Source organism: Stutzerimonas stutzeri, assembly GCF_002909485.1.
Taxonomy (GTDB): domain Bacteria; phylum Pseudomonadota; class Gammaproteobacteria; order Pseudomonadales; family Pseudomonadaceae; genus Stutzerimonas; species Stutzerimonas stutzeri_AH.
The window spans coordinates 22,349-47,223 of the sequence record NZ_PPXG01000007.1; the positions used below are offsets into that span (position 1 = coordinate 22,349).

Annotated in this window: 28 protein-coding genes, 2 tRNA genes and 1 other RNA gene; 17 read left to right on the forward strand and 14 right to left on the reverse strand. The window is 60.8% G+C overall.

The features are described 5' to 3' along the window. Window positions 1–255 precede the first annotated feature (255 nt). The 3 genes from efp to ffs all read right to left on the reverse strand — a co-directional run bounded on the left by efp (window position 256) and on the right by ffs (window position 2,341). The gene (gene efp / locus CXK91_RS16540; RefSeq protein ID WP_003280508.1) at window positions 256–822 is read right to left on the reverse strand and encodes an elongation factor P; all 567 of its coding nucleotides are present in this window, start codon (window positions 820–822) and stop codon (window positions 256–258) included. A gap of 45 nt (window positions 823–867) precedes the next feature. After that, complete coding sequence (earP, locus tag CXK91_RS16545) at window positions 868–2,007, reverse strand: elongation factor P maturation arginine rhamnosyltransferase EarP (RefSeq protein WP_103457431.1); 1,140 nt, start codon at window positions 2,005–2,007, stop codon at window positions 868–870. A gap of 237 nt (window positions 2,008–2,244) precedes the next feature. After that, window positions 2,245–2,341: signal recognition particle sRNA small type (gene ffs, locus CXK91_RS16550), an RNA gene on the reverse strand. A 308-nt stretch (window positions 2,342–2,649) separates the two neighbouring features. On the opposite strand from ffs, the gene CXK91_RS16555 reads away from it, so the two are divergent. The 3 genes from CXK91_RS16555 to CXK91_RS16565 all read left to right on the forward strand — a co-directional run bounded on the left by CXK91_RS16555 (window position 2,650) and on the right by CXK91_RS16565 (window position 5,285). Beyond that, a complete protein-coding gene (locus tag CXK91_RS16555) occupies window positions 2,650–3,636 on the forward strand; it encodes an NAD(P)/FAD-dependent oxidoreductase (RefSeq protein WP_103457432.1) in 987 nt (328 codons plus the stop codon). 105 nt (window positions 3,637–3,741) lie between these two features. Beyond that, window positions 3,742–4,551, forward strand: coding sequence for a motility protein A (locus CXK91_RS16560; protein ID WP_058064701.1), 810 nt, complete (start codon window positions 3,742–3,744; stop codon window positions 4,549–4,551). Window positions 4,552–4,553: 2 nt separating this feature from the next. After that, complete coding sequence (locus tag CXK91_RS16565) at window positions 4,554–5,285, forward strand: OmpA/MotB family protein (protein WP_103457204.1); 732 nt, start codon at window positions 4,554–4,556, stop codon at window positions 5,283–5,285. 37 nt (window positions 5,286–5,322) lie between these two features. On the opposite strand, the gene CXK91_RS16570 is transcribed toward CXK91_RS16565, so the two are convergent. Then, entirely contained in the window at window positions 5,323–6,255 is a 933-nt protein-coding gene (locus CXK91_RS16570) for a ZIP family metal transporter (RefSeq protein ID WP_103457205.1), read from the reverse strand. A gap of 237 nt (window positions 6,256–6,492) precedes the next feature. On the opposite strand from CXK91_RS16570, the gene CXK91_RS16575 reads away from it, so the two are divergent. The 7 genes from CXK91_RS16575 (at window position 6,493) to CXK91_RS16605 (ending at window position 14,586) form a co-directional block, all read left to right on the forward strand. Then, window positions 6,493–7,677 carry an efflux RND transporter periplasmic adaptor subunit gene (locus CXK91_RS16575; RefSeq protein WP_103457433.1) on the forward strand — a complete coding sequence of 395 codons (1,185 nt, stop codon included), beginning with the start codon at window positions 6,493–6,495 and terminating at the stop codon, window positions 7,675–7,677. A 5-nt stretch (window positions 7,678–7,682) separates the two neighbouring features. Further along, on the forward strand, window positions 7,683–8,903 hold the full coding sequence (locus CXK91_RS16580; protein WP_003280494.1) for an ABC transporter permease: 1,221 nt from the start codon (window positions 7,683–7,685) through the stop codon (window positions 8,901–8,903). Continuing rightward, on the forward strand, window positions 8,896–9,621 hold the full coding sequence (locus CXK91_RS16585) for an ABC transporter ATP-binding protein (protein ID WP_103457206.1): 726 nt from the start codon (window positions 8,896–8,898) through the stop codon (window positions 9,619–9,621). The genes CXK91_RS16580 and CXK91_RS16585 overlap by 8 nt, the downstream gene beginning before the upstream one ends. 179 nt (window positions 9,622–9,800) lie before the next feature. Then, window positions 9,801–10,664 (forward strand): MBL fold metallo-hydrolase, encoded by an 864-nt coding sequence (locus CXK91_RS16590; RefSeq protein ID WP_103457207.1) that lies wholly within the window; start codon window positions 9,801–9,803, stop codon window positions 10,662–10,664. A gap of 21 nt (window positions 10,665–10,685) precedes the next feature. Beyond that, a complete protein-coding gene (locus CXK91_RS16595; RefSeq protein WP_103457208.1) occupies window positions 10,686–12,431 on the forward strand; it encodes a bifunctional protein tyrosine phosphatase family protein/NAD(P)/FAD-dependent oxidoreductase in 1,746 nt (581 codons plus the stop codon). Then, window positions 12,431–14,209: a SulP family inorganic anion transporter gene (locus CXK91_RS16600; protein WP_103457209.1), complete on the forward strand. Its 1,779-nt coding sequence runs from the start codon at window positions 12,431–12,433 to the stop codon at window positions 14,207–14,209. Before CXK91_RS16595 ends, CXK91_RS16600 begins: the two co-directional genes overlap by 1 nt. Next, window positions 14,206–14,586: a rhodanese-like domain-containing protein gene (locus CXK91_RS16605; protein WP_103457210.1), complete on the forward strand. Its 381-nt coding sequence runs from the start codon at window positions 14,206–14,208 to the stop codon at window positions 14,584–14,586. Before CXK91_RS16600 ends, CXK91_RS16605 begins: the two co-directional genes overlap by 4 nt. Window positions 14,587–14,663: 77 nt before the next feature. Here the strand turns inward: CXK91_RS16605 and CXK91_RS16610 are convergent, their stop codons facing one another. From CXK91_RS16610 to CXK91_RS16625, 4 genes are read right to left on the reverse strand one after another with little or no spacing between them, the layout of a single operon-like run. After that, window positions 14,664–14,864: a YgaP family membrane protein gene (locus tag CXK91_RS16610; RefSeq protein ID WP_003280485.1), complete on the reverse strand. Its 201-nt coding sequence runs from the start codon at window positions 14,862–14,864 to the stop codon at window positions 14,664–14,666. Window positions 14,865–14,877: 13 nt separating this feature from the next. Beyond that, window positions 14,878–15,297, reverse strand: a complete 420-nt coding sequence (locus CXK91_RS16615; RefSeq protein WP_103457211.1) for a DUF6691 family protein — start codon at window positions 15,295–15,297, stop codon at window positions 14,878–14,880. 2 nt (window positions 15,298–15,299) lie between these two features. Then, complete coding sequence (locus tag CXK91_RS16620; protein ID WP_058064707.1) at window positions 15,300–15,734, reverse strand: YeeE/YedE family protein; 435 nt, start codon at window positions 15,732–15,734, stop codon at window positions 15,300–15,302. Further along, entirely contained in the window at window positions 15,731–16,048 is a 318-nt protein-coding gene (locus CXK91_RS16625) for an ArsR/SmtB family transcription factor (RefSeq protein WP_003280480.1), read from the reverse strand. Before CXK91_RS16625 ends, CXK91_RS16620 begins: the two co-directional genes overlap by 4 nt. 185 nt (window positions 16,049–16,233) lie before the next feature. On the opposite strand from CXK91_RS16625, the gene CXK91_RS16630 reads away from it, so the two are divergent. Then, a complete protein-coding gene (locus tag CXK91_RS16630) occupies window positions 16,234–16,524 on the forward strand; it encodes a metal-sensing transcriptional repressor (RefSeq protein WP_003280478.1) in 291 nt (96 codons plus the stop codon). A gap of 220 nt (window positions 16,525–16,744) precedes the next feature. Here the strand turns inward: CXK91_RS16630 and CXK91_RS16635 are convergent. Then, window positions 16,745–16,820, reverse strand: a tRNA-Gly gene (locus tag CXK91_RS16635). A gap of 16 nt (window positions 16,821–16,836) precedes the next feature. Then, window positions 16,837–16,912, reverse strand: a tRNA-Glu gene (locus CXK91_RS16640). Between the two features lie 228 nt (window positions 16,913–17,140). On the opposite strand from CXK91_RS16640, the gene CXK91_RS16645 reads away from it, so the two are divergent. Continuing rightward, entirely contained in the window at window positions 17,141–17,896 is a 756-nt protein-coding gene (locus CXK91_RS16645) for a hypothetical protein (protein ID WP_003280439.1), read from the forward strand. Between the two features lie 51 nt (window positions 17,897–17,947). Next, complete coding sequence (locus CXK91_RS16650; protein WP_103457212.1) at window positions 17,948–18,625, forward strand: glutathione S-transferase family protein; 678 nt, start codon at window positions 17,948–17,950, stop codon at window positions 18,623–18,625. Window positions 18,626–18,710: 85 nt separating this feature from the next. Here the strand turns inward: CXK91_RS16650 and CXK91_RS16655 are convergent, their stop codons facing one another. From CXK91_RS16655 to msrB, 3 genes are all read right to left on the reverse strand, one after another. Beyond that, window positions 18,711–19,601, reverse strand: coding sequence for an ATP-binding protein (locus tag CXK91_RS16655; RefSeq protein ID WP_102819546.1), 891 nt, complete (start codon window positions 19,599–19,601; stop codon window positions 18,711–18,713). Between the two features lie 85 nt (window positions 19,602–19,686). After that, complete coding sequence (locus CXK91_RS16660; RefSeq protein WP_103457213.1) at window positions 19,687–20,169, reverse strand: glutathione peroxidase; 483 nt, start codon at window positions 20,167–20,169, stop codon at window positions 19,687–19,689. A gap of 26 nt (window positions 20,170–20,195) precedes the next feature. Continuing rightward, the gene (gene msrB / locus CXK91_RS16665) at window positions 20,196–20,594 is read right to left on the reverse strand and encodes a peptide-methionine (R)-S-oxide reductase MsrB (RefSeq protein WP_003280434.1); all 399 of its coding nucleotides are present in this window, start codon (window positions 20,592–20,594) and stop codon (window positions 20,196–20,198) included. Window positions 20,595–20,784: 190 nt separating this feature from the next. On the opposite strand from msrB, the gene CXK91_RS16670 reads away from it, so the two are divergent. The 4 genes from CXK91_RS16670 to CXK91_RS16685 all read left to right on the forward strand — a co-directional run bounded on the left by CXK91_RS16670 (window position 20,785) and on the right by CXK91_RS16685 (window position 24,159). Then, window positions 20,785–21,996 (forward strand): pyridoxal phosphate-dependent aminotransferase, encoded by a 1,212-nt coding sequence (locus CXK91_RS16670; RefSeq protein WP_003280433.1) that lies wholly within the window; start codon window positions 20,785–20,787, stop codon window positions 21,994–21,996. A 4-nt stretch (window positions 21,997–22,000) separates the two neighbouring features. Then, complete coding sequence (locus CXK91_RS16675) at window positions 22,001–22,471, forward strand: hypothetical protein (protein ID WP_103457214.1); 471 nt, start codon at window positions 22,001–22,003, stop codon at window positions 22,469–22,471. Window positions 22,472–22,559: 88 nt separating this feature from the next. Next, window positions 22,560–23,432 carry a protease HtpX gene (gene htpX / locus CXK91_RS16680; protein ID WP_003280429.1) on the forward strand — a complete coding sequence of 291 codons (873 nt, stop codon included), beginning with the start codon at window positions 22,560–22,562 and terminating at the stop codon, window positions 23,430–23,432. 82 nt (window positions 23,433–23,514) lie between these two features. After that, entirely contained in the window at window positions 23,515–24,159 is a 645-nt protein-coding gene (locus CXK91_RS16685; protein WP_003280427.1) for a DUF2959 domain-containing protein, read from the forward strand. Between the two features lie 26 nt (window positions 24,160–24,185). On the opposite strand, the gene CXK91_RS16690 is transcribed toward CXK91_RS16685, so the two are convergent. After that, on the reverse strand, window positions 24,186–24,845 hold the full coding sequence (locus CXK91_RS16690; RefSeq protein ID WP_003280425.1) for a thiopurine S-methyltransferase: 660 nt from the start codon (window positions 24,843–24,845) through the stop codon (window positions 24,186–24,188). Window positions 24,846–24,875 lie beyond the last annotated feature (30 nt).

Here is a 24,875-nt window from a genome sequence, read left to right on the forward strand (position 1 = left end):
CAGCCGTCTTGGTGTCGGGAACTAAGGCATCGCAGCTGCGACGCTGTGAAGGTAGGCCCTGTCAGCTGCGTCACCGAGCGATCCTTGGTGGGCTGAAGCCCACCCTACGCACGAGCGGTTCGGCACAGAGGGCGGGCTATAACGCTGTAGGGTGGGCTTCAGCCCACCAGTTCGTGCACTCACCATCCACCCGATAGTGCGCACAAAAAAGCCCGGCGCTGGGCCGGGCTTTTTTCGAGCGGTCTGCGAGGCCTATCAGGCCTTGACGCGGGACTTATACTCGCCGGTACGGGTGTCGATTTCGATCGAGTCACCGATTTCGCAGAAAGCGGAAACCTGCAGCTCGGCACCGTTCTTCAGGCGAGCGGTCTTCATAACCTTGCCGGAGGTGTCGCCACGGACGGACGGCTCGGTGTAAACGATTTCGCGAACGATGGTGGTCGGCAGCTCGACGGAGATCACCTTGTCGTTGTAGAAAACGGCTTCGCAGACGTCGGTCATGCCGTCTTCGATGAAGGTCATTACGCCTTCGAGATCGTCTTTCTCGATTTCGTACTGGTTGAACTCGTCGTCCATGAACACATACAGCGGGTCGGCGAAGTAGGAATAGGTCACTTCCTTACGCTCGAGGATGACCGGCTCCAGCTTGTCGTCAGCCTTGTAAACGGTCTCGGTAGCCGAACCGTTGAGCAGGTTCTTCAGCTTCATCTTGACCACGGCACTGTTACGACCGGACTTGTTGAACTCGGCTTTCTGGATGACCCAGGGTGCGCCGTTGATGATGGCCACCTGGCCGGCACGGAACTCTTGTGCGGTTTTCATACGAAATATCCGAAGGGAATTAGAGACAAAAAAACAGGCCGCGTATCATAGCCAATCTGTGTAAAAAAACACCAGCTTTCCGGCCAGGTCGCCATTGGCTACCTGTTCGTGCGTCCAGCCCTGGGAGTGCGCGAGCAGCGCCGGATATTCCCGCATCAAAGCGTGCCAAGCCTCGCCCGCGCCCTCCCCCATGTTCCAAGCTCGCCAGAATCCTCGCAGCGCGACATCAGCAGCCGTCGGCAGTCCATGCGCGTACAGATCGAGGAAGGCATTGAGCTTGTCCCAGTGGGCGTCGTCTTCCTGAGGATAGATATGCCACACCAGCGGTCGGCCGGCCCACTGGGCGCGAATGAAAGACTCCTCGCCCCGCACCGCATTGAAGTCGCAGCTCCACAGCAGCAGGTCGTACTCGTCCTGGGTCATGAACGGCACGATATTCAGCTGAAGACTGCCGCGCTGGTGGTGCTCACCAACTTGCACCTTTGGTAAACCGAGCCAGGCGGCGACATCACCAAGTACCCGCCCCTCTGGAACCAACAGCTGATTGACGTGCGAATCAGCCGCTAGCGCGTCCAGCCAGCCCGCAACTGCAGGGTTCTCATAAGCGAACAGCGAAAGCAGGCGTGAGCCCGGCTTTCGCACCACCCCCAGCGTAGCGAGAAAATCAGCCTGCTGCGCCACATCACCCTGGAACTCCGCACGCCGCAGCATCAGATCAGCCTCACGGATGAGGCCGCCGGTCTGCGCTTCAAAGCCGGGGAAGAAAAAGTACTTTTGCAGTCCGTTCGCCTGAAGTGACGGCAGTGCATGGCAGCCGACGATCCAATCCTCGGCGCTCAGGTACTCTAGATTCAACCAGAGGATTCGCCGGCCGCTCGCAGCCATCGCATTGATGTACGGTTGAGGCAAGCTGCAGGCAAACGCTTCGATGACCACATCGACGGGATCAGCACCTGGCCACGTCTTGGGCCAGAGCCTGACATCAACGCCCTCATATGTTTGCTGCTCGGCGTTGGCATTGGCCGCAGGGCAGAGCCGAGCGAACGTGACCAGATCGTCTACCCAGAGCCGCACCTCCTGGCCATGCTCTGCCGCCAGCTGTCGGGCCAGGCGCCAGGTGACGCCGATGTCGCCAAAGTTATCCACGACAGCGCAAAAGATGTCCCACTTCGCTTTGACAGACAAACCCATGCTCCTCAAACAGATAAAGGCACTTCACGTCTTTTGAAAATGCTGCGCAGGATACAAGGTTGAGCCAGCCGCCGGGGGGGGGGGGCGAGGCATAGGTAAAGTCCTAGCATTCGCAGTGAGCGGCATGCCAAAGACAGAACGGCAGACGTACGAATGCACCCGAGCCCGTGTAGGCGTCAGCGTGTTTTAAACAAGGAGGGAGAGAAACCGGGAAGTCGTTATGGAGGTGAACCCTACCAGCCACACCCCGGCACACAATGTCACCGCTGCGGCTGCTCCCTTCCAGGCCTGACCGGGTTCACGGCTGATCGTTGCGAGGGGACCGGCAGGGCCCACCATAACAAAACTCGCCTGGCGGCGAGCGGCGCCATTGTACCGGCTTATCAGCAACTTACAACCATTGGCTGCAGGCGCGGTGCACGGCAGGCCGATTGCCTCATACGTCTGGGGAGAGCACCGACAGTCTGCAACACTGAAAACCGTCGGATGGTTGCCCCATTGCAGCAAAACCCTCTAGCCAAACACCGGCGTCTGTCCGAGGATGAGCAGGCTCAAGCGCTATCGAACGCTTGTCATGAAATCATGCTGCGCGGCGTTTCGTCAGTGCAGCTGATGGCACCAGCATACGAGGTAATCATGAGCAAGGCTCCAATCGCCATCATCGGAACCGGAATCGCAGGTCTGTCGGCAGCCCGCACCCTGTGCGATGCCGGGCACGCCGTACACCTCTTCGACAAAAGCCGCGGTAGCGGCGGCCGCATGGCCAGCAAGCGCAGCGACGCGGGCTCGCTGGATCTCGGGGCGCAGTACTTCACCACGCGCGATCGGCGCTTCACCGAAACCGTACACCAATGGCAGGCCGAAGGCTGGGTAGGTCAATGGACACCCACCCTCTTCCAGTCCCGCGACGGACAGCTGAAACCCTCGGCCGACGAGCAGCTGCGCTGGGTCGGCACGCCAACCATGAGCGCAATTACCCGCGGCCTGCTGGGCGAGATGCCGGTCACGTTCAGTTGCCGGATCACCGAGGTATTTCGCGGCGAGCAGTTCTGGACCCTGGTCGATGCTACCGGCACCAGTCACGGACCTTTCAGTCAGGTGGTGGTTGCGGTTCCGGCACCGCAGGCGGCCGCGCTGCTGTCGAGCGCGCCCAAGCTAGCCGCGGTCGCAGCCAGCGTGGCGATGGAGCCGACGTGGGCGGTCGCGCTGGGCTTTGCCACACCGTTGAGTACGACCCTGGAAGGCTGCTTCGTGCAGGACGATGCACTGGACTGGATCGCGCGCAACCGCAGCAAGCCCGGACGCAACGGCGACCTCGACACCTGGGTACTGCATGGCACCAGCAGCTGGAGCCGTCAGCATCTGGATCTGCCCAAAGAGCAAGTCATCGAGCGTCTGCATGGCGCTTTCGCGGAGCTGATCGACTGCGTGGTGCCGGCCCCGGAATTTACGCTGGCTCACCGCTGGTTGTATGCCCGGCCCGCGCAGGCCCATGAGTGGAACGCGCTGGCCGACGCTGGTTTAGGCCTGTACGCCTGCGGCGACTGGTGCCTGTCCGGTCGGGTGGAAGGTGCCTGGCTCAGTGGGCAGGAAGCCGCGCGGCGGCTGCTGGAAAATCTCTAAGCGCAAGCACCGCGGCTGATCCGGGCCTGACCCAGGTCAGCCGCGCATCCAGACCGGCTGCTATCATCGCGCGCTTTGTGCATTGCCCCCTTCAGCGGAGTCTCGATGAATCCCTCCACCCTGATCGGCATCCTCGCGAGCATCGGCCTGCTCGCTGTCGTCATGCTCTTTGCAGCCAAAGAACCTGCAATGTTCATCGACCTGCCCAGCCTTGGCATCGTCCTGGTCGGCACATTGGCGGCCACCTTTATCAGCTACCCATTACGCGAGGTCACGCGGGTATTCGGGCTGATATGGACCGTAATGCGTAACGAGCGGCTGTATACCCGTCAGGATCTGGATGAGCTGGTTCAGATATCCCGACTGTGGATCAGCGGAGATCTCGTCGCCGTGGAAAAGGCAGTCGAGCAGGTCAGTAATCCGTTTCTACGCACGGGCGTCCAGCTGGTGATCGACAATACGCCGGAAGAGGACATCCTGGACGTGCTGCAATGGCGGATCGCTCGTTTGCGTGCCCGTGAAAACGCCGAGGCGCAGCTGTTTCGCGCCATGGCCAGCTATGCGCCGGCATTCGGCATGATCGGCACGCTGGTGGGACTGATCAACCTGATGTTCATGCTCGGCAGTGGCGACATGGATCTGATCGGCCGCAGCCTCGCGGTCGCATTGATGACCACCTTCTATGGTGTGTTGCTGGCCAACCTGATTCTCAAGCCGGTCGCCGTGAAGCTGGAACGGCGCACCGAGCAGCGCGTGGCACTTATGAACCTGGTGATGCAGGGCATTTCGATGATGTGCAACCGCCGCAGCCCCGCTTACATGCGAGAAACGCTGAAGTCATTCATTGCCCACCATGACGACGAGATCCGCGACGGCACCCCCGTCGCGCCGCGCGTCAAACCGCAGGGTGATTGAGGGTGAGCGGGCCACAGGGCAGCCGGTTTGCCAGATGGCATATCGAGCCGCAACGGGAGGAGGAGCAGGAAGCCTGGCTGGTGACCTACCTGGACATGCTCACGCTGCTGCTGGTCATGCTGGTCATCATGCTGGCCATGGCGGGTAAAGGGGATGCCAAGCAGAACGAACAGACAGCGCTCGAGGCTGCGTCGCTGACTGCTGGCGAACAGGTCGTGGCACTGCAGTCTTCAGCCTCGCCCATCCCATCCATCGCCCCGGTACCGTCGCCGGCGACCGATGTGGAAACCGAAGCCGATGAGGTAGCCCGCTCGGTGGCGGACCTAGCGCTAGGCGAAGATATCGAGGTAATCGTCAACGATGGCAGCATCAGCTTTCGCATCAGCAGCGAGATACTGTTTGGCTCCGGTCGGGCAGAGCTGGAAGATGCGGGCCTGGACGTAATCGATCGCCTGGTGCCAACCCTCGCCGCAGGCCGCTATCGAATCATCGTCGAAGGCCACACCGATAACCTGCCAATCCAGACCGAACGCTTCCCTTCCAACTGGGAGCTCTCCGCCAGCCGCGCCAGCAGCGTGGTGCGCTACCTGCAGTTGGCCGATATCGAAGCGACGCGCTTGAGCGCGACCGGCTATGCCGACACTCGCCCGATTGCCGACAACGCCGATGAACGCGGCCGGGCCAGTAACCGGCGCGTCGAGCTGGTCATGCGCACCGAGCCCGATAAACCCTGACGACCATCGATCTCCAAGGCCGACGACACCGCCTGCATCACCCCAGCGCGGTATCCAGAAACATCATCACCGCGAAGCCCACCATCAATCCCAAGGTGGCGGGCGTCTGATGTCCGTTGCGATGGGTTTCCGGAATGACTTCATGGGAAACCACGAAGATCATCGCGCCCGCAGCCAAGCCAAGGCTGATGGGATAGGCAATGGCGAACCCGCTCGACATGCCGATACCCACCAACGCGCCAATTGGCTCCATCAGCCCGGAAGCCGCAGCGACCAGTACCGACCGCATTGCAGACAGCCCCGTCGTGCGCAATGCCAGCGCGACAGCCAGCCCCTCCGGAATGTCCTGAATGGAGATGGCAGTGGTCAGCGGCAGGCCAACACTAAGGTCGCCATTGGCGAAGCTGACACCAATGGCCATGCCTTCGGGAATGTTGTGCAGCGCGATGGCAAGGACGAACAGCCAGACTCGATTAAAGCGCTCGCACTCCGGCCCGCAAGGGCCCGTGCTCTCGTGCTCATGGGGTGTGAAGTAATCCAGCCCAAGCATCAACAGCACGCCGAAACCCAGGCCGACGACGACAGTCAGAGCCGCCGCCGAACCACTGCCGAACAATTCACGGCCGGCTGCCAAGCCCGGCAGGATCAACGAGAACGCGCTCGCCGCCAGCATCATTCCAGCTGCGAAACCAAGCATGCTGTCCTGTGTACGGGTAGAGATGTCGCGCAGACCGATCGCCAGGAACGCGCCAAAAGCCGTCGCGACAAAACCGGCAGTGCCGCCGAGCAGCGCGTAGCGAACGTTGTCCGTGTCATCGCTCTGAAATGCACTAACGCCGCCCGCCACCAGCAGAAGCAGCACCGCGGCTGCAGCAGCAGCGAGGCTGAAGGTGATCCAGGGGCTGGCCTGCGCTTGGGCGATCCAGGCGGCGCGTAAAGTGGCAGCAGGGCTTTGAATGGTCGAGGCCATGATCACGAAATCCTGGGGGCGGACCGCCAGTGTACTCCGCCCCTCTCGGAACCTGAGCCTATCGCCGCGATAGGACATCCCCATGGACCGCCATCGCAGCGCGAAAGCCATCTGCCCTTGATCAGCAATGCGACGCTATGCCTCGTAGCCATTGGCCTTGTACCAATTGCCGGAAGTTGTCCGTAAGCTTGAAACGATTTGATGGCCGTCACGGGCCGCATCAGGGAGTGGTCCGTCGTGCCAGCCGAAAAATCCACCCGCCGCGCATTTCCGCTGCTCGTTGCACTCGTGCTGCTTGGCGCCTGGCTGTTCTGGCGCCAACTGCAAGGCCCGCAATTGCCAGCCTATCGCGTTGAAGCACGACCGCTGGTGCAACGTGTAGTCGCCAGCGGCGAGGTGGATAGCCAATCGCTGGCACAGGTAGGCAGCGAGATAACCGGTGTCATTGCTGCGCGCCATGTGCGTGAGGGTGACGCGGTGAAGGCCGGCGATCTGTTGCTCGAGCTACGCGACGACGAGCAGCGAGCCCGCGTGCTTGAAGCCGAGGCCAGCCTGCAGCAACTGATCGATTCCACCCGCCCACAGGCGCAAGCCACATTGCGCGAGGCACAGCACAATCTGGAACAGGCGAGCCGAGAGCTGCAGCGCCGTGAGACGCTCTTCGAACGCAAAATCCTAGCCTCCGAACCGCTGGAGCAGGCCCGCCGTGCGGAGCTGACCGCACGGGTCATACGTGATCGCGCCCGTTTCGCCGCTGCCACCGTGGCCGCAGGGGGCAGCGAGGAGCAGGTATTGCGTCAGCGCCTGGAAGCGGCTCGCGCAGCGCTCGCAAAAACCCGTATTCACGCGCAGGTCGACGGCATCGTGCAGACGCGCGATGTCGAGCCCGGCGACCTGGTCCAACCGGGCCGCACGTTGTTGGCCATCGCCCGCTCAGGCAGCAGCGAAATTCTGTTGCCGCTGGACGAGAAGAATCTGGCCCCAATCGAACTGGGCCAAGCGGCGAAGATCATCGCCGATGCCTACCCCGACCGCGTGCTGACGGCGCGAGTCAGCTTTATCGCACCCAGCGTCGACACAGCCCGCGGGACCATCGATGTTCATCTGGACCTGCAAGAGCCGACCGACCTTCTCCGCCAGGGCATGACGGTTTCGGTGAACATCGAGACTGGCCGTCGCGAACAAGCACTGGTGCTGCCCAACGATGCACTGCGCGCGCGCGACGGCGCGCGTGCTCAGGTACTGCGGGTCAACGCTGGACGGGTCGAACGGGTCAACGTACGTCTGGGCCTGCTGGGCACCGCATTGAGCGAGGTCATCGATGGTCTGGAAGCCGGTGACCTGGTGCTGATCGCTGACGCCGAAGAGGGCAAGCGCGTGCGGGTAGTCGAGCAACAGATCCCCAGCGGCATTCAGGACTGATTGGCATGCGCCTCGCCGACTCGTTGTGGACCGAATGGACGATCGCCCTGCGCTTCCTGCTGGACAACCGTATGCAATCGCTGCTGATCATCTTCGGCATCGCCGTCGGCTCGGCGGTGATCGTTTTCATTACCGCATTGATCACCGGCCTGCAGGCCAACGTGGTCGAACGCACGCTCGGCACCCAGGCACATATCCGCATCCTGCCGCCGGATGAAGTCAACCGCACCTTGCCTGTAGATGACGGTAGCTGGTCACTGGTGCTGGAGAGCCCAAGGGCACAACGGCTGCGCTCGATCATCAATTGGCAGGATGTTCGCGATGTGCTCGATCAGGACTCGCAGATCCTCGCGGTGTCACCGGTAATCAGCGGCCCGGCCATCGCTCGACGCGGCGTGGCCCGTGCTTCGGTGGCCTTGCTCGGCATCGATCCGCAGCGTTACCAGCGCATCATCCCCCTCAGCCGCGACCTCATCGCAGGCCAGCTGGTGGTCGGCGCCGGCAACGCGGTGATCGGCAAGGAACTCGCCCGTGACCTGGGCCTGGGCATCGGTGACAAGCTGCGACTGGATGCGGGCGAAGGCCGGGAAACCGTAGTCGATATCGCAGGCATCTTCGAGTTGGGCGTGCGCGAACTGGACGCACGTTACGTTTACCTGGATTTGAAGCAGGCGCAGACGCTGCTCGACCTGCCGGGTGGAGTCACAGTAATCGATACCACAGTCGCGGAAATCTTCGAGGCCGACCAGGTCGCCACGCGCCTGGCTCGCCTCACCGGGCTGCGCGCCGAGAGCTGGATGGAAACCAACGGGCAACTGCTCAATGCCCTCAGTTCGCAAAGCATGACCACCGAAATGATCCGCGTATTCGTCGGTATCTCCGTGGCGTTCGGCATCGCCAGCGTGCTGGCCGTTAGTGTGGTTCAGCGTACCCGAGAGATCGGCATCCTGCGCGCCATGGGTAGTCCACGTGGGCAGATCCTGCGCGTGTTCCTGCTGCAGGGTGGGCTACTCGGACTGCTCGGCTCGGCCTGCGGCGGCGGCGTTGGATGGGGGCTGGTGCAGGTGTTCAATATAGCCGGCCCGCGCCTGTTCGATATCCCCGTCGACCCGACACTGGTACCGCTGGCCATGCTGATCGCCACGATCACCGGCGTGTTGGCGGCTGCCATGCCGGCGCGCCGCGCGGCACGTTACGACCCTGCGGTGGCAATTCGTTATGTCTGATCTGGCCACCAATGCAAACGAGGTCCTGCGCCTGGATCAGGTGCGCAAGGTTTTCAATCCTGGCACGCCACTGGAAACGCAAGTACTGCACGGTATCGACCTCCGCCTGTGCCGCGGCGAGCTCACAGCACTGATCGGGCCGTCCGGCTCAGGCAAAAGCACGCTGCTGAACCTGATCGGGCTGCTCGATGCGCCCAGTTCCGGCGAGCTGTACCTGCTGGGACAAGCGACACGCGACAGCGACGACGAAACCCGCACCCACCTGCGCAACCAGGCGATTGGCTTCGTGTTCCAGTTTCACCACCTGATCTCGGCCTTCAGCGTGCTGGAAAATGTGCTGATGCCGTTGATGATCCGCCACGGCAAGCCATCGAGCGCGGATATCGAACTGGCGCGCGGCCTACTCGACGAAGTCGGGCTGAGCCAGTTCGCCGACAAGAAGCCAACGCAGATCTCCGGTGGTCAGCAGCAACGGGTGGCCATCGCCCGAGCGCTGGTCACGCGCCCTCCTCTGCTGCTGGCCGACGAGCCGACCGGCAATCTGGACAGTCGCACCGCGCAAAGCGTGTTCGAACTGTTCCATCGCATCAATGCTCAATTTGGCTGCGCGGTGCTGGTGGTAACCCATGATCCGCGACTCGCTGCGGATTGTGAGCGGACCATCCAGCTGGTCGACGGACATATCGTCAGTGACGAAGCCCGAACCAGCACCCTCTGATCAGTCACTCTTTGGCTGGCCTAGCGCTCAGCCTGCGGCCAGCGTGCGTCATGCCCACACGCGAAACGACCCCGACCATTAATAACTATTAATTCTAAGCATATAACCAACTTCAGAGCTAAGATCAGGCATCACACGAATACCCCCGCCGGTATATGAATATAGAAGAGGCGCACCCCATGAATGCCCACATTGAAGCTTTCTTCGATCCCGCTACCTTCACTTACAGCTACGTGGTCAGCGACCCCGTTACGCGTCAATGCGCGCTGATCGATTCGGTGCTGGACTACGACGCGGCGTCGGGCCGCACCTCCCATACCAGCGCGGAGCGTTTAATCGCTTACGTACGTGAGCATGAGCTGAAGGTGCAATGGTTGCTTGAGACCCATGTGCATGCTGACCACCTGAGCGCCGCGCCTTATCTGAAGCAACAACTTGGCGGCCAGCTGGCAATCGGTGATCGGATCACCGTTGTGCAGGACACATTCGGCAAGTTGTTCAATGCCGGTACCGATTTTGCTACCGATGGCCGCCAGTTCGACCATCTGTTTCACGATGGCGACACCTTCCAGGTGGGCGACGTCCAGGCGCGCGCAATCCACACGCCCGGCCACACGCCCGCCTGCATGACATACGTCATCGGCGACGCGGCGTTCGTAGGCGATACGCTGTTCATGCCCGATTACGGCACTGCCCGCTGCGACTTCCCCGGCGGAGACGCGCGCATGCTGTATCAGTCGATCCAGAAACTGTTCGCCCTGCCGGGCGACACGCGGGTATTCATGTGCCACGACTACAAGGCGCCGGGCCGAGAAGAGTTCCTCTATGAGACGACTATCGCCGCCGAACGCGAAAGCAACGTGCACGTACACAGTGGCATCACTGAGGACCAGTTCGTCGCCATGCGCACCGAGCGGGACGCAACCTTGGGCATGCCTACGCTGATCCTGCCTTCGGTGCAGATCAACATGCGCGGCGGCGAGCTGCCCAGCCCCGAAAGCAACGGCACGCGCTATCTGAAGATCCCTCTGGACGTGCTGTAAGCCGAGCGTGGAGGCCGTCACATGCAAACTCTAAAACGCCTGACACCCTTCATCTCCGTCGCCGCCCAACTGCAACCGTCGGACATAGCACTGCTGGCCAGCAGCGGCTTTCGCTGCGTCATCAACAATCGTCCGGACAACGAGGGTGAAGCTCAGCCGTCGAGCGAGGCGATGCGCATCGCCGCCGAGGATTCGGGGCTCGAGTACCACTTCCTGCCGGTGGTATCCGGCCAGATCAGTGACGCCGATATCGCGGACTTTCGCGCACTGCTGGAGCGGATCAAGGGGCCGGCATTGGCGTTCTGCAGGACCGGGACCCGATCGGCCTCGCTCTGGGCGCTGGCCGAGGCACACCATCTGGATCCGCAGGTACTGCTGAAAACAGCGCAGCAGGCGGACTACGATCTGAGCGCCCTTTTGCCGCGGCTGCAGCAGCACTGGCAGTCCGAGGGCGATCAGCTGCTCCTCTCTGCGACACGATTCGCCGCTACACCGCGCTACGACGTGCTGGTGGTTGGCGGCGGTGCGGCCGGCTGCGCCGTGACTGCCAGCCTGCTCAAACGCAACCCTGATTTGCGCGTCGCCATAATCGAGCCGCGGGACCAGCACTACTATCAGCCCGGCTGGACGCTGGTAGGCGCCGGCGTGTTCGACCGCGCCGCGACCGAGCGCGCGATGAGTCGCTGCATTCCGTCCAAGGCGCAATGGATCCGCGCGGCTGCCGAAGCATTCGAGCCGGAGCATCAGCAAGTGGTGCTCGAAGACGGCAGCCGCATAGGCTATCGAGCACTGGTGGTATGCCCTGGATTGAGCCTCGATTGGGATGCTATCGAAGGCGCCCGCGACAGCCTTGGCAAGTTTGGCGTGACCTCTAACTACGCCTTCGAGCTGGCGCCCTATACCTGGCAATTGGTGCAGAGCCTGCGCGGTGGCAAGGCGCTGTTCACTCAGCCGCCGATGCCGATCAAGTGTGCCGGCGCACCGCAGAAGGCCATGTATCTGTCCTGCGATCACTGGCGCCAGCAAGGCGTGCTGCAGGACATCGAGGTCGACTTCTGTTCGGCCGGCGCGGTGCTGTTCGGCGTCGCCGACTTCGTGCCCGCGCTAATGCAGTACGTCGAACGCTACGGTGCCCGGCTGAACTTCAACCACAACCTGGTGGCAATCGACGGGCCGGCACAAAAGGCCTGGTTTAAAGCCACCGACGGCACCGGACAGAGCACTACGGTGGAGCGTGACTTCGATCTGCTGCATCTGGTGCCGCCGCAGCATGCGCCGGACTTCATCCGCCAGAGCGCTCTGGCTAACGCCGACGGCTGGTTCGAAGCAGAGCACGAAACCCTGCGTCACCCGCGCTTCGGCAACATATTCAGTCTTGGCGACGTCTGCTCCGCCCCCAACGCCAAGACCGCCGCAGCTGTGCGCAAGCAGGCACCAGTGGTAGCGGAAAACATCCTGAGCGTGCTCGACGGCAAGGGGCCTCGAGCGATCTATGACGGCTACGGTTTCTGCCCGCTGACGGTCGAGCGTGGCAAGGTGATCCTTGCCGAGTTCGGCTACGGCGGCAAACTGCTGCCGACCTTCCCGCTCGATCCACGTGTGCCAAGACGCCTGGCCTGGCGGCTGAAGACCCAATGGATGCCGTCGATCTACTACGACATGATGCTCAAAGGGCATGAGTGGCTGGCCGAGCCGAAACACCTGGATTTCGAGCCGCGTCCGGCTGAGGCGTCCAGCGCCTGCGACTTCACCCAGGAGAAAAAGTGATGCAGCAGCGGCTGGCCCGTTACCTGCCATGCCTGGGCTGGGCGAAAGACTACAACCGGGCAGCGGCAGCCAAGGACAGCCTCGCGGCGCTGATCGTGACCCTGATGCTGATACCGCAGAGCTTGGCTTACGCAATGCTCGCAGGTTTGCCGCCGGTAACCGGCCTTTACGCCAGCATCTTGCCGCTGATTGCCTATACCCTCTTTGGCACCAGCCGCACCCTGGCGGTTGGCCCGGTTGCAGTGGTATCGCTGATGACCGCCGCAGCCCTAGGGCCGCTGTTCGCTGCTGGAAGCGCGGAGTACGCAGGCGCGGCAATGCTGCTGGCGTTGCTCTCTGGTGCGATCATGCTGGTCATGGCCGCGTTGCGGCTGGGCTTCATTGCAAATTTTCTCAGCCATCCGGTGATTTCCGGATTCATCAGCGCCTCAGGCATTCTCATTGCCCTTGGCCAGCTCAAGCACATCCTCGGCATCTCGATCGTCGGTGAAAACGCGTTAGAGCTGGCCCAAGGCTTGGTCGCTGGCTTGCCGCAAACGCACCTGCCGACGCTAGGCGTCGGCGTCACCAGCCTGATATTTCTTTATCTGATACGCAGCCAGCTCGGCGACCGGCTGCAACGGCTCGGCATGAGTCCTCGGACTGCCGGAACGCTGTCGAAAATTGGGCCAGTCGCAGCCCTGCTCCTTGCGATAGCGGCCGTCAGTACCTTTCAGCTCGCCGACGCTGGAGTGCGGGTAGTCGGCGAGGTGCCCAGCGGACTGCCTTCGATGAACCTGCCGTCGCTGAACCTTGCCCTGGCCATGCAGCTGCTGCCGGCTGCAGTGCTGATCAGCCTGGTCGGCTTCGTCGAATCTGTCTCCGTGGCGCAGACCCTTGCAGCCAAAAGACGAGAACGCATCGAGCCCAACCAGGAACTGGTGGCCCTCGGCGGCGCCAATGTTGCCGCTGCCCTAAGCGGCGGCTTTCCAGTTACTGGTGGCTTTGCCCGCTCGGTGGTCAACTTCGACGCAGGCGCTCAAACACCGTTGGCCGGCGCCCTGACCGCAGCGGGCATCGCTCTGACTGTCGCGTTTTTCACGCCGCTATTTCACAACCTGCCACATGCCGTGCTGGCCGCGACGATCATTGTTGCGGTGCTCAGCCTGGTGGACCTCGCCGCGCTTCAGCGTACCTGGCGATACTCTCCCCAGGACGCCTCAGCGATGGCCGCGACAATGCTCGGCGTGCTGCTGATTGGCGTGGAGAGCGGCATCATCCTCGGGGTCGGTCTGTCATTGTTGCTCTTCCTCTGGCGCACCAGCCAACCGCATATCGCCGTGGTCGGGCAACTGCCTGGCAGTGAGCATTTCCGAAATATCGAACGCTTCGCCGTAGTGCAGAGCGACAAGGTCTTGTCGGTGCGCGTCGACGAGAGCCTGTACTTCCCCAATGCGCGCTTTCTGGAAGACCGCATCGCCGAGCTCATTGGCCGCCATCCACAGGCCGAGCATCTGGTACTCATGTGTCCCGGCGTAAACCTGATCGACGCCAGCGCCCTGGAAAGCCTCGAAGCCATAGCAGCACGCCTTCGTACCGCCGGCATTCAGCTGCATTTCTCCGAAGTGAAAGGCCCGGTGATGGATCGGCTACGGCGCACTGATTTTCTCGAACATTTCGGCGGCCAGGTGTTCATCAGCCAGTACGAAGCCCTGCTCAACCTGGACCCTCATACCACCCGTCACGCAGTGGAACGACAGCGCGACCACTTTTCCAGCATCAAGGAGAACGCAGAATGAAAACCGCACATGATCTCGTCGAGCAGGCTCGGGCCGGCATCCAGGAGATACCGCTGGCTGAGGCCGAGGCAGCGATCCAGGCGGCCGATGTGGTAATCGATGTACGTGAAGCAGACGAATTCCGGGAGGGCCATGTCAGCGGTGCGCTGAACATTCCGCGCGGCTTGCTGGAATTCAAGCTCAGCGGAACGCCTGAGCTGGGCGCACGCGATCTGAACATCGTGCTCTACTGCAAAACCAGCGGCCGTGCGGCGCTGGCAGCCGCTTCGCTGCGGCAAATGGGTTATTTGAACGTGAAATCTATCGCCGGCGGTTTCGACGCATGGACCGCAGCCGGAAAAGCGGCGGTCAAGCCGAGCCTGCCGAGCTTCGAATAACGACACAAAGGTAAATCTGCACCAGCGAAAAGGCCGACATCACCGTCGGCCTTTCGTGGTCTGCAGCACAGCAGCCGTTATGCCTTGGTGTTGCAGGCTTTGCAGGTCTTGATGCCAAGCAGCGTATAGGCCGGGCAGAAGCGAAAGATACCGGTGGCCAGCGGTAATAGGCCGATCCAGCCCCACACGCCGATTACTCCGGCCAGGCTCAGGCCGATCAGCGCAATGCCGATTACGATACGTAGTGTCCGATCGATGGTTCCAACGTTGGCTTTCATAATGACCTCCCGGTCAGCAAGTGCGCCGGCGTTCCAGCGCAGAGAACAACAGCATCCCGCCTAGCATGGCGAGAACGAAAAGCACGACCTGCCAATGCCCGCTCAGCAGTACGGCAATAGCTGGCCCCGGGCAGATGCCAGCGATACCCCAGCCCACTCCAAACAGCAGACTGCCGCCGATCAGCCGTCCATCGAGTTCGCGCTTGTTGGGTAACTGCATGGGAGCACCAAGCAGCGAGCGCTTACGCGCCTTGGCCCACGTAAACGGCAGGAGTGCCGTACCGATAGCGCCGGCCATAACCAGCGCAAGCGATGGGTCCCAGGCGCCAGTGATATCTAGAAAGCCGATAACCTTCGCCGGATTGGCCATTCCCGAAAGTAACAACCCCACCCCGAACAACAGCCCGGCAGCAAACGAAGCCAGCTTGCGCATGCTCATCCTCCAAGCTGATGACGCAGAACAAAGACGGTGGCAAAGCCAGCGGCCATGAAAGCCAATGTGGCGACGATGGAGCGCACAGACAGTCGCGAAATGCCGCACACCCCATGGCCACTGGTACATCCGGCGCCATAGCGGGTGCCCAGGCCGACCAGCAGACCAGCCACCACCAACCCGAGCCAGCCGGACTGAAACTCCAAGGCCGGCAACGTACCGAACAGCATCCACAGCAGCGGCGCGACCAGCACACCCAGCAGAAACAACAGCTTTTCACCTCTGCCCTCCGCGCCGCGCTGCAGCGCGCTGGCGAGCAGCCCACTGATACCTGCGATACGCCCGTTGAGCAGAACAAACAGGCTCGCTGCAGCACCAATCAATACGCCACCAGCGAGTGCAGACCACGGCGTGAAGCTGATCCAGTCGATGGTCATTGTCGATCTCCCTCGCAGAACAACTGATAAAGCGTGGTGATCACGGCCAAAGCTTCCGGGCTGCTTATTCGATAGTGGATCTGTTTGCCCTCGCGACGCGTAGCCACTAGGCCTTCTCGCCTGAGCACAGCCAGCTGCTGCGACAATGTCGGCTGCTGGATACCCAAAAGTTGTTCGAGCTCGGAGACATTGCGCTCACCCTGCGAGAGCTGACAAAGCAGCAACAGGCGATCAGGGTTGGCCAGAGCCTTTAGCAAGGCACCGGCGGAAGCCGCGTTGGCTCGCAGTTGCTCTATATCCAAATCGGGGCCCATGACGAAAACCAAAACGCTTAAGATGAAAACAATATATTTTTTTATATATTGTTATGCAAGCCCTGAGCGAAAGAAGTTGGCCATGACCGCTCGCGCCGCTAGCATGCCCATACCCGTATATGAGTCCCCGCTCCGGTACCCGGAACGTGGCAGACATACCATTCCACTGATTTCGAGGTAGCGGCATGAACGACCAGACTACTCTTGCCGAATCCGCAGACCTGCAGGCGCAACAGCAGGCCATGCTGAAACGGCTCGCGAGGGTCGAGGGACAAGTGCGGGGCATCCAGGCAATGATCAAACGTGGCGAGGATTGCGAATCCATCGCCCAGCAGTTTTCCGCTGCTCGCAGCGCGCTGGACAAGGCTTATCGGTTGATGCTGACCTGCCTGATCGAAGAGGCACTGCACGATCAAACCCAGGATACCGGCGAGACACTGGCGCGCGTACGCAGCATCTTCACCAAGTACACCTGAAGGTACGCTGGCCCTGAGCAGTCGTTCAGCGCCAACCGAGTCTAGGGGTCGCCAGGATAATCGGCGGCCTCGGCCAATGCTGTCACATCATCGATCACTGATTAGCGCGGGACGCGCCTGCAGACACCGGCTGAAAAGGCCTGATTCAGAAACGAAAAAAGCGACCCTAAGGTCGCTTTTTCAATCTTCAAGTTCTTCCAAGAAGCACTCGAAGAGAATTTGGAGCGGGAAACGAGACTCGAACTCGCGACCCCGACCTTGGCAAGGTCGTGCTCTACCAACTGAGCTATTCCCGCTTATCTACAACAAAAATGGCGTCCCCTAGGGGACTCGAACCCCTGTTACCGCCGTGAAAGGGCGGTGTCCTAGGCCACTAGACGAAGGGGACGCTGCCCGGAAACCACAAGTTTCATTCCGGCTTGCAGCGCTCTGTTTGGTGCTTCACGCTGCAAGTGGCGCGCATTCTATGGAGGCCTCCAAGAGTCGTCAAGCATAGTTTAGAAAAAAATTTCTCTACGTGGCTCAGCTGCAATAGAAGCTATCGGCCGCACCGCCGAGCCACTACACTCAGGCGAAAGACCAGCGGCGCGCGAGGTACAATCAAGTGTCCCCACTTATGATCACGGGCCTGGTCCTGGCCGGGGCCTTTCTACTGGTCGGCATCGTGTACACGATCCAGATCGTCGAAAAGGGCAATTTGGAAAAGGCCCGCAAGCGCGCAGACTTGACTGACCGCTGCCGCCGCTGTGCCAATCTGTCCGATAGCCTTCCAGGACAGATGATGACGCCGGCCCTCAAGTTACTGCTGTCGCGGCTCGAACTCGCCCTGAGCGAGCGTCTGCAGCCGCTGGACAAGGGTAACGAAAAACTCGCTTCGCGCATTCAGACGCTACGCGCTGACGTGGCGAAGGGCGATGGCATCGAGGTACGCAATCCACCACGGCAGATTCTGACCGAAGCGCAAGCCAAGGAAAGTCGCTTCATGCTCGAAGACCTTCATGCGCAGATCGTTCATGCGACCAAAGAAGGGCTGCTGCAGAAAGCTGAGGCCAAACGCTGGGTGCAGGACATCCAACGCATGTTGGCCATTTTGCATATCGAGTTCTTCACCAGCCTGGGCAAGCTTGCATTGCAGCAGGGCCAGCCACAGCGCGCGCGCCTGGCGTTCGAACGAGGCATTCAGCACATTCGCCGCCAGCCGGCACCGGCCCCTTACCAAGCCCAGCTGCAACAGCTGGAGGCGCTGCTCGAGCATTCAAACGCTCTGGTACTGAATAACGAGCAGCCCAAAGCAGAAATGCCCAACGAGCTGGAAGAAGGGTTGAAAGCGTTCGATGACGAAGATCTCTGGAAGAAGAACAACGTCTATTGATGGCTCACCATCCGGCGCCTTGAAAGAACCGATTAGCTGCGGAGAACAATAATGACTTTAACCCTTTACGGCGTGCCCCTCTCCCCCTTCGTACGCAAGGTGCGCCTGTGCCTGCAGGAAAAGGGACTCGACTATAAGCTCGAAACGGTCATGCCCTTTACACCGCCGCAGTGGTATCTGGAAATCAATCCCCTAGGCCGCATTCCAGCGCTCAAGGACGGCGACTGCACCCTCGCCGATTCCAGCGTCATCTGCCAGCACCTGGAAGAAGCCTATCCCGATACCGTCGCGCTTTACGGAGACACAGCCCAAGACCGTGGCCGAATCCGCTGGCTGGAAAAGTACGCAGACTATGAACTGGCGCCCCTGACTACCTTCACCGTCTTCCGCAACCGAATCCTCAAGCCAACCTCCGGCCATCCTTGCAACGAAGAGGCAGTGCAGGCAGCTCTGCAGCAGAAGCTACCACCGCACTTCGATTACCTGGAGCAGCAACTTGGCCAGCAGCACTTCTTCGTCGGAGATCGGCTCTCGATGGCCGATATTGCCATAGCCTGCCAGTTGATCAATATGGCGCACGGCGGCGAACAGCTCGACGCGCAACGCTGGCCAGGCCTGGCTGGTCATCATGCTCGTATGCTGGCGTTGCCTTCGGCCTCAGGCATGCTGCCGGACGAGCAGCGCATGAACGCCAAACTCAAGGAAATGGGCAAGGCCGCTACTGCCTGAACCACGCCGCCCGGGCAATGCCCGCTGCGATACGCGCAGCAGCCAGCGATGGCGGGTGGTTGCTGGCGATCCCTTCACGATCCCTTCAGCCCCGGGCCTCCAGCAAACGCTTGCCTACCCACTGACGGGCGTACTGGTAGGCACAGCGGCCATTGCGATTGCCGCGTCCGGTGGCCCAGCGAATTGCATCCTTCTCCAACGCTTCATCCCAGTCCCACTGCAACTTCGCGTTGCGCGCCAGCGAGTCGATCCAGTGACGCACCACGCTGAGGTAGTGTTGCTGGGTAAAGGGGTAGAACGACAGCCATAAACCAAAACGGTCGGACAACGCGATTTTGTCTTCCACCGCTTCGTTCGGGTGCAGTTCGCCGTCGACCATCTGCCAGTTTTCGTTGTCACTCTGCCGCTCCGGCACCAAATGCCGGCGGTTCGACGTCGCATATAGCAGGACATTTTCCGGTGCTCGTTCCAGAGAGCCGTCCAGCACGCTCTTGAGCACACGGTAATCGCCCTCTCCCGCCTCGAACGAAAGGTCGTCACAAAACAGAACGAATGCCTGACGCAATCCTGCGAGTTGCTCGACAACTCGCGGCAGATCCGCCAGATGATCACGTTCGATCTCGATCAAGCGCAGCCCGCTCGCGGCATATTCGGCCAGCAACGCGCGAATCAGCGAGGATTTGCCGGTCCCTCGGGCACCCCAGAGCAGCACATGATTGGCCGGCAGGCCATCGACGAACTGACGGGTATTGGCAGCCAGCAAGTCACGCTGGCGATCAACGCCGATCAAATCAGCCAGACTCAGATCCAGACTGACTTCCAGCGGCGCCAGGAAGCCGCTGCGGGCGTCACGCTGCCAGCGCGCCGCCAAGGTGCGATCCCAATCGATGACGGGAGGCTGAACCGGTAGCAGCGGCTCGATACGCGCCAGCAGGCCCTCTGCACGTTGCAGGAAGGCTTTCAATTCGACATCCATGGAGACTCCAGATACTAAAAGGCCCGGTTGAACCGGACCGAACAACTCGCGATGGGCTGGCCTAACAGCGCCCTTGCCTGAACCGCTAAAGCAGTGCTTCGATTTCTGCGGCCAGCGCTTGAGGGCTGGTGCGCGAGGAATATCGCTTCACCGTCCCGCCCTGATCGGCAACGAGAAATTTGGTGAAGTTCCACTTGATAGCCTTGCTGCCCAGCAGGCCAGGCGCTCGCTTTTTCAATTCGATAAATAGCGGATGGGCCTCCCCACCGTTGACCTCGACCTTGGCGAACAGCGGAAAGGAAACACCGAAGCGTCGCTCACAGAATGCGGCAATTTCCTGCTCGCCATCCGGCTCCTGCCCACCAAATTGATTGCATGGAAAACCAAGCACCACCAGCCCGCGCTCGCCATAACGCTGCCACAGCTCCTCCAACCCCTTGTACTGGGGCGTGAAACCACACTGACTGGCAGTATTCACAACCAGCAGCACCTTGGCGCCGAAATCAGCGAGCGTCTTCTGCTCACCCTCGATGGTGACGCAGGGGATGTCCAACAATGGATCGTGCATACATGGCTCCTTGCGGCCGGCGGAGCTCAAGCTTCGCGCGGTTCCAGATTGAGAGAAGCCGAATTGATGCAGTAACGCAATCCGGTTGGCTGTGGGCCATCAGGAAACACATGACCAAGATGAGCATCGCAGCGGGCGCATCTGACCTCGATCCGATGCATGCCGTGACTGAAATCGTCGATGCTGGCAATGGCAGTATCGCTCACGGGCTGGAAATAGCTGGGCCAACCGCAGCCAGAATCGAACTTGGCATCCGAGTCGAACAGCGGTGTACGGCAGCATGCACAGTGATAGATACCGGTTGTCTTGGTGTCGTTGTACTTGCCTGTGAACGGGCGCTCTGTGGCACCGAGCCGGCATATCTGGAACTGCTCGTCAGAGAGTTCTTCACGCCAGACCTCGAGCGGTTTTTCCAGCTTATCCATCGATACACTCCTCAGCTCAAAAAAGGCCGATCTGTACCTTTTCCGGTGGTCGGGGCGCACGTATCATGCGTCCCTCTTCGACGCCTAGTCTGGCAGCGGGGCTTCCTACTGCCAAGGCGCCCGGGTTCATGCCAAACGTGACCAGCCATTTCCGGAACTGGCGCGTTTTCACTTCGGGACACTCAGGATCATGCAGGTCAGCAAATCGAACAAGCTCGCCAATGTCTGCTACGACATCCGCGGGCCCGTGCTAAAGCACGCCAAGCGGCTGGAAGAGGAAGGCCATCGCATCCTCAAGCTGAATATCGGCAACCCAGCGCCGTTCGGTTTCGAAGCACCGGAGGAAATCCTCCAGGACGTGATCCGCAATCTGCCCACTGCGCAAGGCTACAGCGATTCGAAAGGCCTGTTCAGTGCGCGCAAGGCAATCATGCAGTACTACCAGCAGAAGCAGGTGGAGGGCGTCGGCATCGAGGATATCTACCTCGGTAACGGCGTATCCGAGCTGATTGTCATGTCCATGCAGGCCCTGCTCAACAATGGCGACGAGGTACTGATTCCCGCGCCGGACTACCCGCTGTGGACCGCCGCGGTCAGCCTGGCTGGCGGAAAGCCGGTGCATTACCTCTGCGATGAACAGGCCAACTGGTGGCCGGATCTGGCCGACATCAAAGCCAAGATCACGTCGAACACCAAGGCACTGGTCCTGATCAACCCGAACAACCCTACCGGCGCGGTCTATCCGAAGGAAGTGCTTGAGGGTATGGTCGAGCTGGCCCGTCAGCACAAGCTGGTGCTGTTCTCCGACGAGATCTACGACAAGATTCTGTATGACGATGCAGTGCACATTTCCACTGCATCGCTGGCACCGGACGTGCTGTGCCTGACCTTCAACGGCCTGTCCAAGTCGTACCGCGTTGCCGGCTTCCGCTCCGGCTGGGTAGCGATCTCCGGCCCCAAGCACAAGGCTCAGAGCTACATCGAAGGCCTGGATATCCTTGCCAACATGCGCCTGTGCGCCAACGTGCCGTCACAGCACGCCATCCAGACCGCACTGGGCGGCTACCAGAGCATCAACGATCTGGTACTGCCGCCGGGTCGCCTGCTCGAGCAGCGTAATCGCACCTGGGAGCTGCTCAACGATATTCCCGGCATCAGCTGCGTCAAGCCAATGGGGGCGCTGTACGCCTTCCCGCGCATCGACCCGAAGATCTGTCCGATTCACAACGACGAGAAGTTCGTGCTCGACCTGCTGCTGGCCGAAAAGCTGTTGATCGTCCAGGGCACGGCATTCAACTGGCCGTGGCCCGATCATTTCCGCGTGGTCACCCTCCCCCGCGTAGACGATCTGGAACAGGCCATTGGACGTATCGGCAACTTCCTCAAGACTTATCAGCAGTAAAACGATGGACCTGCAGATCGACGATTTCTACAAGGATGCAGCGAGCGGCCTGCTCATGCTCTATCAGGCCTTTCCGCGCAAGGTTGCGCTTTATGTCGAAGATCTGATCGGCCGGGAGGAGCCGGATGAGTTCGGCCTCCCCTCCAAACGCCACCAAAGCTGCTTGAGCGCACTGCTCTGGCTTGCCGAAGAAGGCTATCTGCGATTCGATAGCACCATTCATTTCCAGGCGCTTGACCAGGCGGTGCTTACCGAAAAAGGCTTCGTGCGCCTCACGCGCGGCGTCCCGGGACACATCACTGGGGACCACAGCCTGCCTCCGAGCGTGCTCCGCATTCAGGCGAGCCTCGCCCATCAGCTTCGCGATGCACTGAAGAACAGGCACGGCGAGCGTGTCGCTCAACTTGCCCGACTGCTGTTCGAAAACGAGCTGGGTGCACCTTTGCACCCGAGCCTGGCTGGGCAAGCGACATAGCTTGAAATAGTCGCTCGGTTGAATAGCTCAAGGCCGCACCTTATATAGCCTATCGTTCTTCAATTCCTACCCTGGAGTCTGCCGCAACATGATGCGCATTTTCTTGTTCCTGGCCACCAACCTTGCGGTACTGGTCATTGCCAGCATCACCCTGAAGCTGCTCGGGGTTGATCGCTACACCGGCCAGAACTACGGAAGCCTGCTGGTCTTCTGTGCGGTTTTTGGCTTCGCAGGGTCGCTGATCTCGCTGTTCATCTCCAAGTGGATGGCGAAGATGAGTACCCGCACCGAAATCATCAGCCAGCCACGTACCCGTCATGAGCAGTGGTTGCTGCAGACGGTTGAACAGCTGTCGCGCGACGCCGGTATTAAGATGCCCGAAGTCGGGATTTTCCCTGCCTACGAAGCCAACGCCTTCGCCACCGGCTGGAATCGTAACGACGCGCTGGTCGCAGTCAGTCAGGGCCTGCTCGAGCGCTTTTCTCCAGACGAGGTCAAGGCAGTGCTGGCCCATGAGATCGGCCACGTAGCCAACGGCGATATGGTTACGTTGGCGCTGATCCAGGGTGTGGTGAACACCTTCGTGATGTTCTTCGCGCGCATCTTCGGTAATTTCGTCGACAAGGCGATCCTGAAAAATGAGGATGGTCACGGCATTGGCTACTTCGTCGCAACCATCTTCGCCGAACTGGTTTTGGGCCTGCTCGCCAGCATTATCGTCATGTGGTTCTCGCGTAAGCGCGAGTACCGTGCCGACGAGGCCGGTGCCCAGCTGGCCGGCACCAGCGCCATGATCGGGGCACTGCAGCGCCTGCGCGCCGAACAAGGCATGCCGGTGCACATGCCTGACACACTCAAGGCATTCGGCATCAACGGCTCGCTGAAGCATGGTCTGGCCGGCCTGTTCATGACCCACCCACCGCTGGAAGAGCGCATCGAAGCGCTGCGCCAGCGCGGCTGACCTACGCGATATGTACCAAGGGCGACGTAAGTCGCCCTTTTCATTTGTCTATGCAGTGTCATCCCGCATACAAGGAATCACCATGCGTCGCTTCATATTCGCCTGCTGCGCCCTACTTGCCCTCACTGGCTGTCAGAGCGCCTACTACTCAGCCATGGAGAAGGCCGGCATCCATAAGCGCGACATTCTGGTCGATCGAGTGGAAGATGCCCGTGACTCCCAGCAGGAAGCCAAGCAGCAGTTCAAGGACGCCCTGGAGCGTTACCGCAGCGTCGTCGAGGTAAAGGGCGGTGATCTGGAAAAGCGCTATGACGCGCTCAACAGAGAGTACGAAGCCAGCGTGGCAAGCGCGCGCGATGTTCAACTTCGCATCGAGGCAGTCGAAGACGTGGCTGACGCGTTGTTCAAGGAGTGGGAAAGCGAGCTCAAGCAATACAGTAACGCCAGCTTGAAAGCCGCCAGCGCAAAGGAGCTCAGCCGCACCAGGGCTGAGTACCGGACATTGCTTCAGCGCATGAAGGCAGCAGAGAAGCGCATCGAGCCGGTGCTCAGCGTGTTACGGGACCAGGTGCTGTTTCTCAAGCACAACCTCAACGCCCGAGCGATCAGCGCTTTGCATGGGGAGTACCGCACACTGCAAGGCAATGTCGATCAGTTGATGGCAGATATGCAGCGCGCCATTGACGAGGCGGATACGTTCATTCGCCGGCTACAGGCCGCAAACTGATCGCCACACCGCTAACCTGCGGCGGGTCAGCCCCGCCGTTGCAGCCGATGAAAGTGCTCACCGAGGCGCGTTAGACCACGCTCCCGCATTCGCGGGTTACGCTCCAGAACCTCCTTGGCCTCCAACCGCTCCACATCCCATTCATCGGCATACAGGCCCATTACCTCGGCATCGCTGACAGCAAACGGTGGGCCGTCCATTTCAGCCTGGTCATAGTCCAGCGTAACCAATAGCTGCTGACAACCGCCTGGCAGGATGGCAGACAGCAGCGCCGCGTAGCGCTGCCGCATTGGCGGGGGCAGCGCAATCAGCGCGGCACGATCATAAACACCTCGGCATCCAGCAACATCGGCGGCGCCCAGCGCGAAAAAGTCACCACAACGAATCTCCAGTGCCCCGGATCGATAGACCCTGAACACTCCGACTTGAGTAATCTCGGCCTCAAGCTGCTGCTCGGCGAAGAATGCCTCAACGGCCTTCTCGCTCAGCTCGACTCCCAGCACCCGGTAGCCTTGCCCGGCGATCCACGTCATATCCAGGCTTTTTCCGCAGAGTGGCACCAACACCTGGGCGCCGGCAGGTAGGTCCAAGCGCGGCCAGTGGCGACGCAAGCCAGGATGAACAACGTCAAGGTGAAAACCGATCTCGTTGCGAGCCCAGCGCTCCTGCCAGAAGTCTTCGTGCACCTGGATATCTCCATCATGATGATGGCGGCA

Bases quoted from the DNA above. Each gene is read 5' to 3' on its own strand.
- CXK91_RS16600 (WP_103457209.1), top strand. From the start codon at position 12,431: ATGCAGCAGCGGCTGGCCCGTTACCTGCCATGCCTGGGCTGGGCGAAA.
- CXK91_RS16630 (WP_003280478.1), top strand. From the start codon at position 16,234: ATGAACGACCAGACTACTCTTGCCGAATCCGCAGACCTGCAGGCGCAA.
- CXK91_RS16580 (WP_003280494.1), top strand. From the start codon at position 7,683: ATGCGCCTCGCCGACTCGTTGTGGACCGAATGGACGATCGCCCTGCGC.
- CXK91_RS16670 (WP_003280433.1), top strand. From the start codon at position 20,785: ATGCAGGTCAGCAAATCGAACAAGCTCGCCAATGTCTGCTACGACATC.
- htpX (WP_003280429.1), top strand. From the start codon at position 22,560: ATGATGCGCATTTTCTTGTTCCTGGCCACCAACCTTGCGGTACTGGTC.
- CXK91_RS16655 (WP_102819546.1), bottom strand. From the start codon at position 19,601: ATGGATGTCGAATTGAAAGCCTTCCTGCAACGTGCAGAGGGCCTGCTG.
- CXK91_RS16615 (WP_103457211.1), bottom strand. From the start codon at position 15,297: ATGCGCAAGCTGGCTTCGTTTGCTGCCGGGCTGTTGTTCGGGGTGGGG.
- CXK91_RS16620 (WP_058064707.1), bottom strand. From the start codon at position 15,734: ATGACCATCGACTGGATCAGCTTCACGCCGTGGTCTGCACTCGCTGGT.
- CXK91_RS16650 (WP_103457212.1), top strand. From the start codon at position 17,948: ATGACTTTAACCCTTTACGGCGTGCCCCTCTCCCCCTTCGTACGCAAG.
- CXK91_RS16595 (WP_103457208.1), top strand. From the start codon at position 10,686: ATGCAAACTCTAAAACGCCTGACACCCTTCATCTCCGTCGCCGCCCAA.
- CXK91_RS16625 (WP_003280480.1), bottom strand. From the start codon at position 16,048: ATGGGCCCCGATTTGGATATAGAGCAACTGCGAGCCAACGCGGCTTCC.
- msrB (WP_003280434.1), bottom strand. From the start codon at position 20,594: ATGGATAAGCTGGAAAAACCGCTCGAGGTCTGGCGTGAAGAACTCTCT.
- CXK91_RS16645 (WP_003280439.1), top strand. From the start codon at position 17,141: ATGATCACGGGCCTGGTCCTGGCCGGGGCCTTTCTACTGGTCGGCATC.
- efp (WP_003280508.1), bottom strand. From the start codon at position 822: ATGAAAACCGCACAAGAGTTCCGTGCCGGCCAGGTGGCCATCATCAAC.
- CXK91_RS16555 (WP_103457432.1), top strand. From the start codon at position 2,650: ATGAGCAAGGCTCCAATCGCCATCATCGGAACCGGAATCGCAGGTCTG.
- CXK91_RS16660 (WP_103457213.1), bottom strand. From the start codon at position 20,169: ATGCACGATCCATTGTTGGACATCCCCTGCGTCACCATCGAGGGTGAG.
- CXK91_RS16685 (WP_003280427.1), top strand. From the start codon at position 23,515: ATGCGTCGCTTCATATTCGCCTGCTGCGCCCTACTTGCCCTCACTGGC.
- CXK91_RS16610 (WP_003280485.1), bottom strand. From the start codon at position 14,864: ATGAAAGCCAACGTTGGAACCATCGATCGGACACTACGTATCGTAATC.
- CXK91_RS16585 (WP_103457206.1), top strand. From the start codon at position 8,896: ATGTCTGATCTGGCCACCAATGCAAACGAGGTCCTGCGCCTGGATCAG.
- CXK91_RS16605 (WP_103457210.1), top strand. From the start codon at position 14,206: ATGAAAACCGCACATGATCTCGTCGAGCAGGCTCGGGCCGGCATCCAG.
- CXK91_RS16675 (WP_103457214.1), top strand. From the start codon at position 22,001: ATGGACCTGCAGATCGACGATTTCTACAAGGATGCAGCGAGCGGCCTG.
- CXK91_RS16590 (WP_103457207.1), top strand. From the start codon at position 9,801: ATGAATGCCCACATTGAAGCTTTCTTCGATCCCGCTACCTTCACTTAC.
- CXK91_RS16570 (WP_103457205.1), bottom strand. From the start codon at position 6,255: ATGGCCTCGACCATTCAAAGCCCTGCTGCCACTTTACGCGCCGCCTGG.
- CXK91_RS16560 (WP_058064701.1), top strand. From the start codon at position 3,742: ATGAATCCCTCCACCCTGATCGGCATCCTCGCGAGCATCGGCCTGCTC.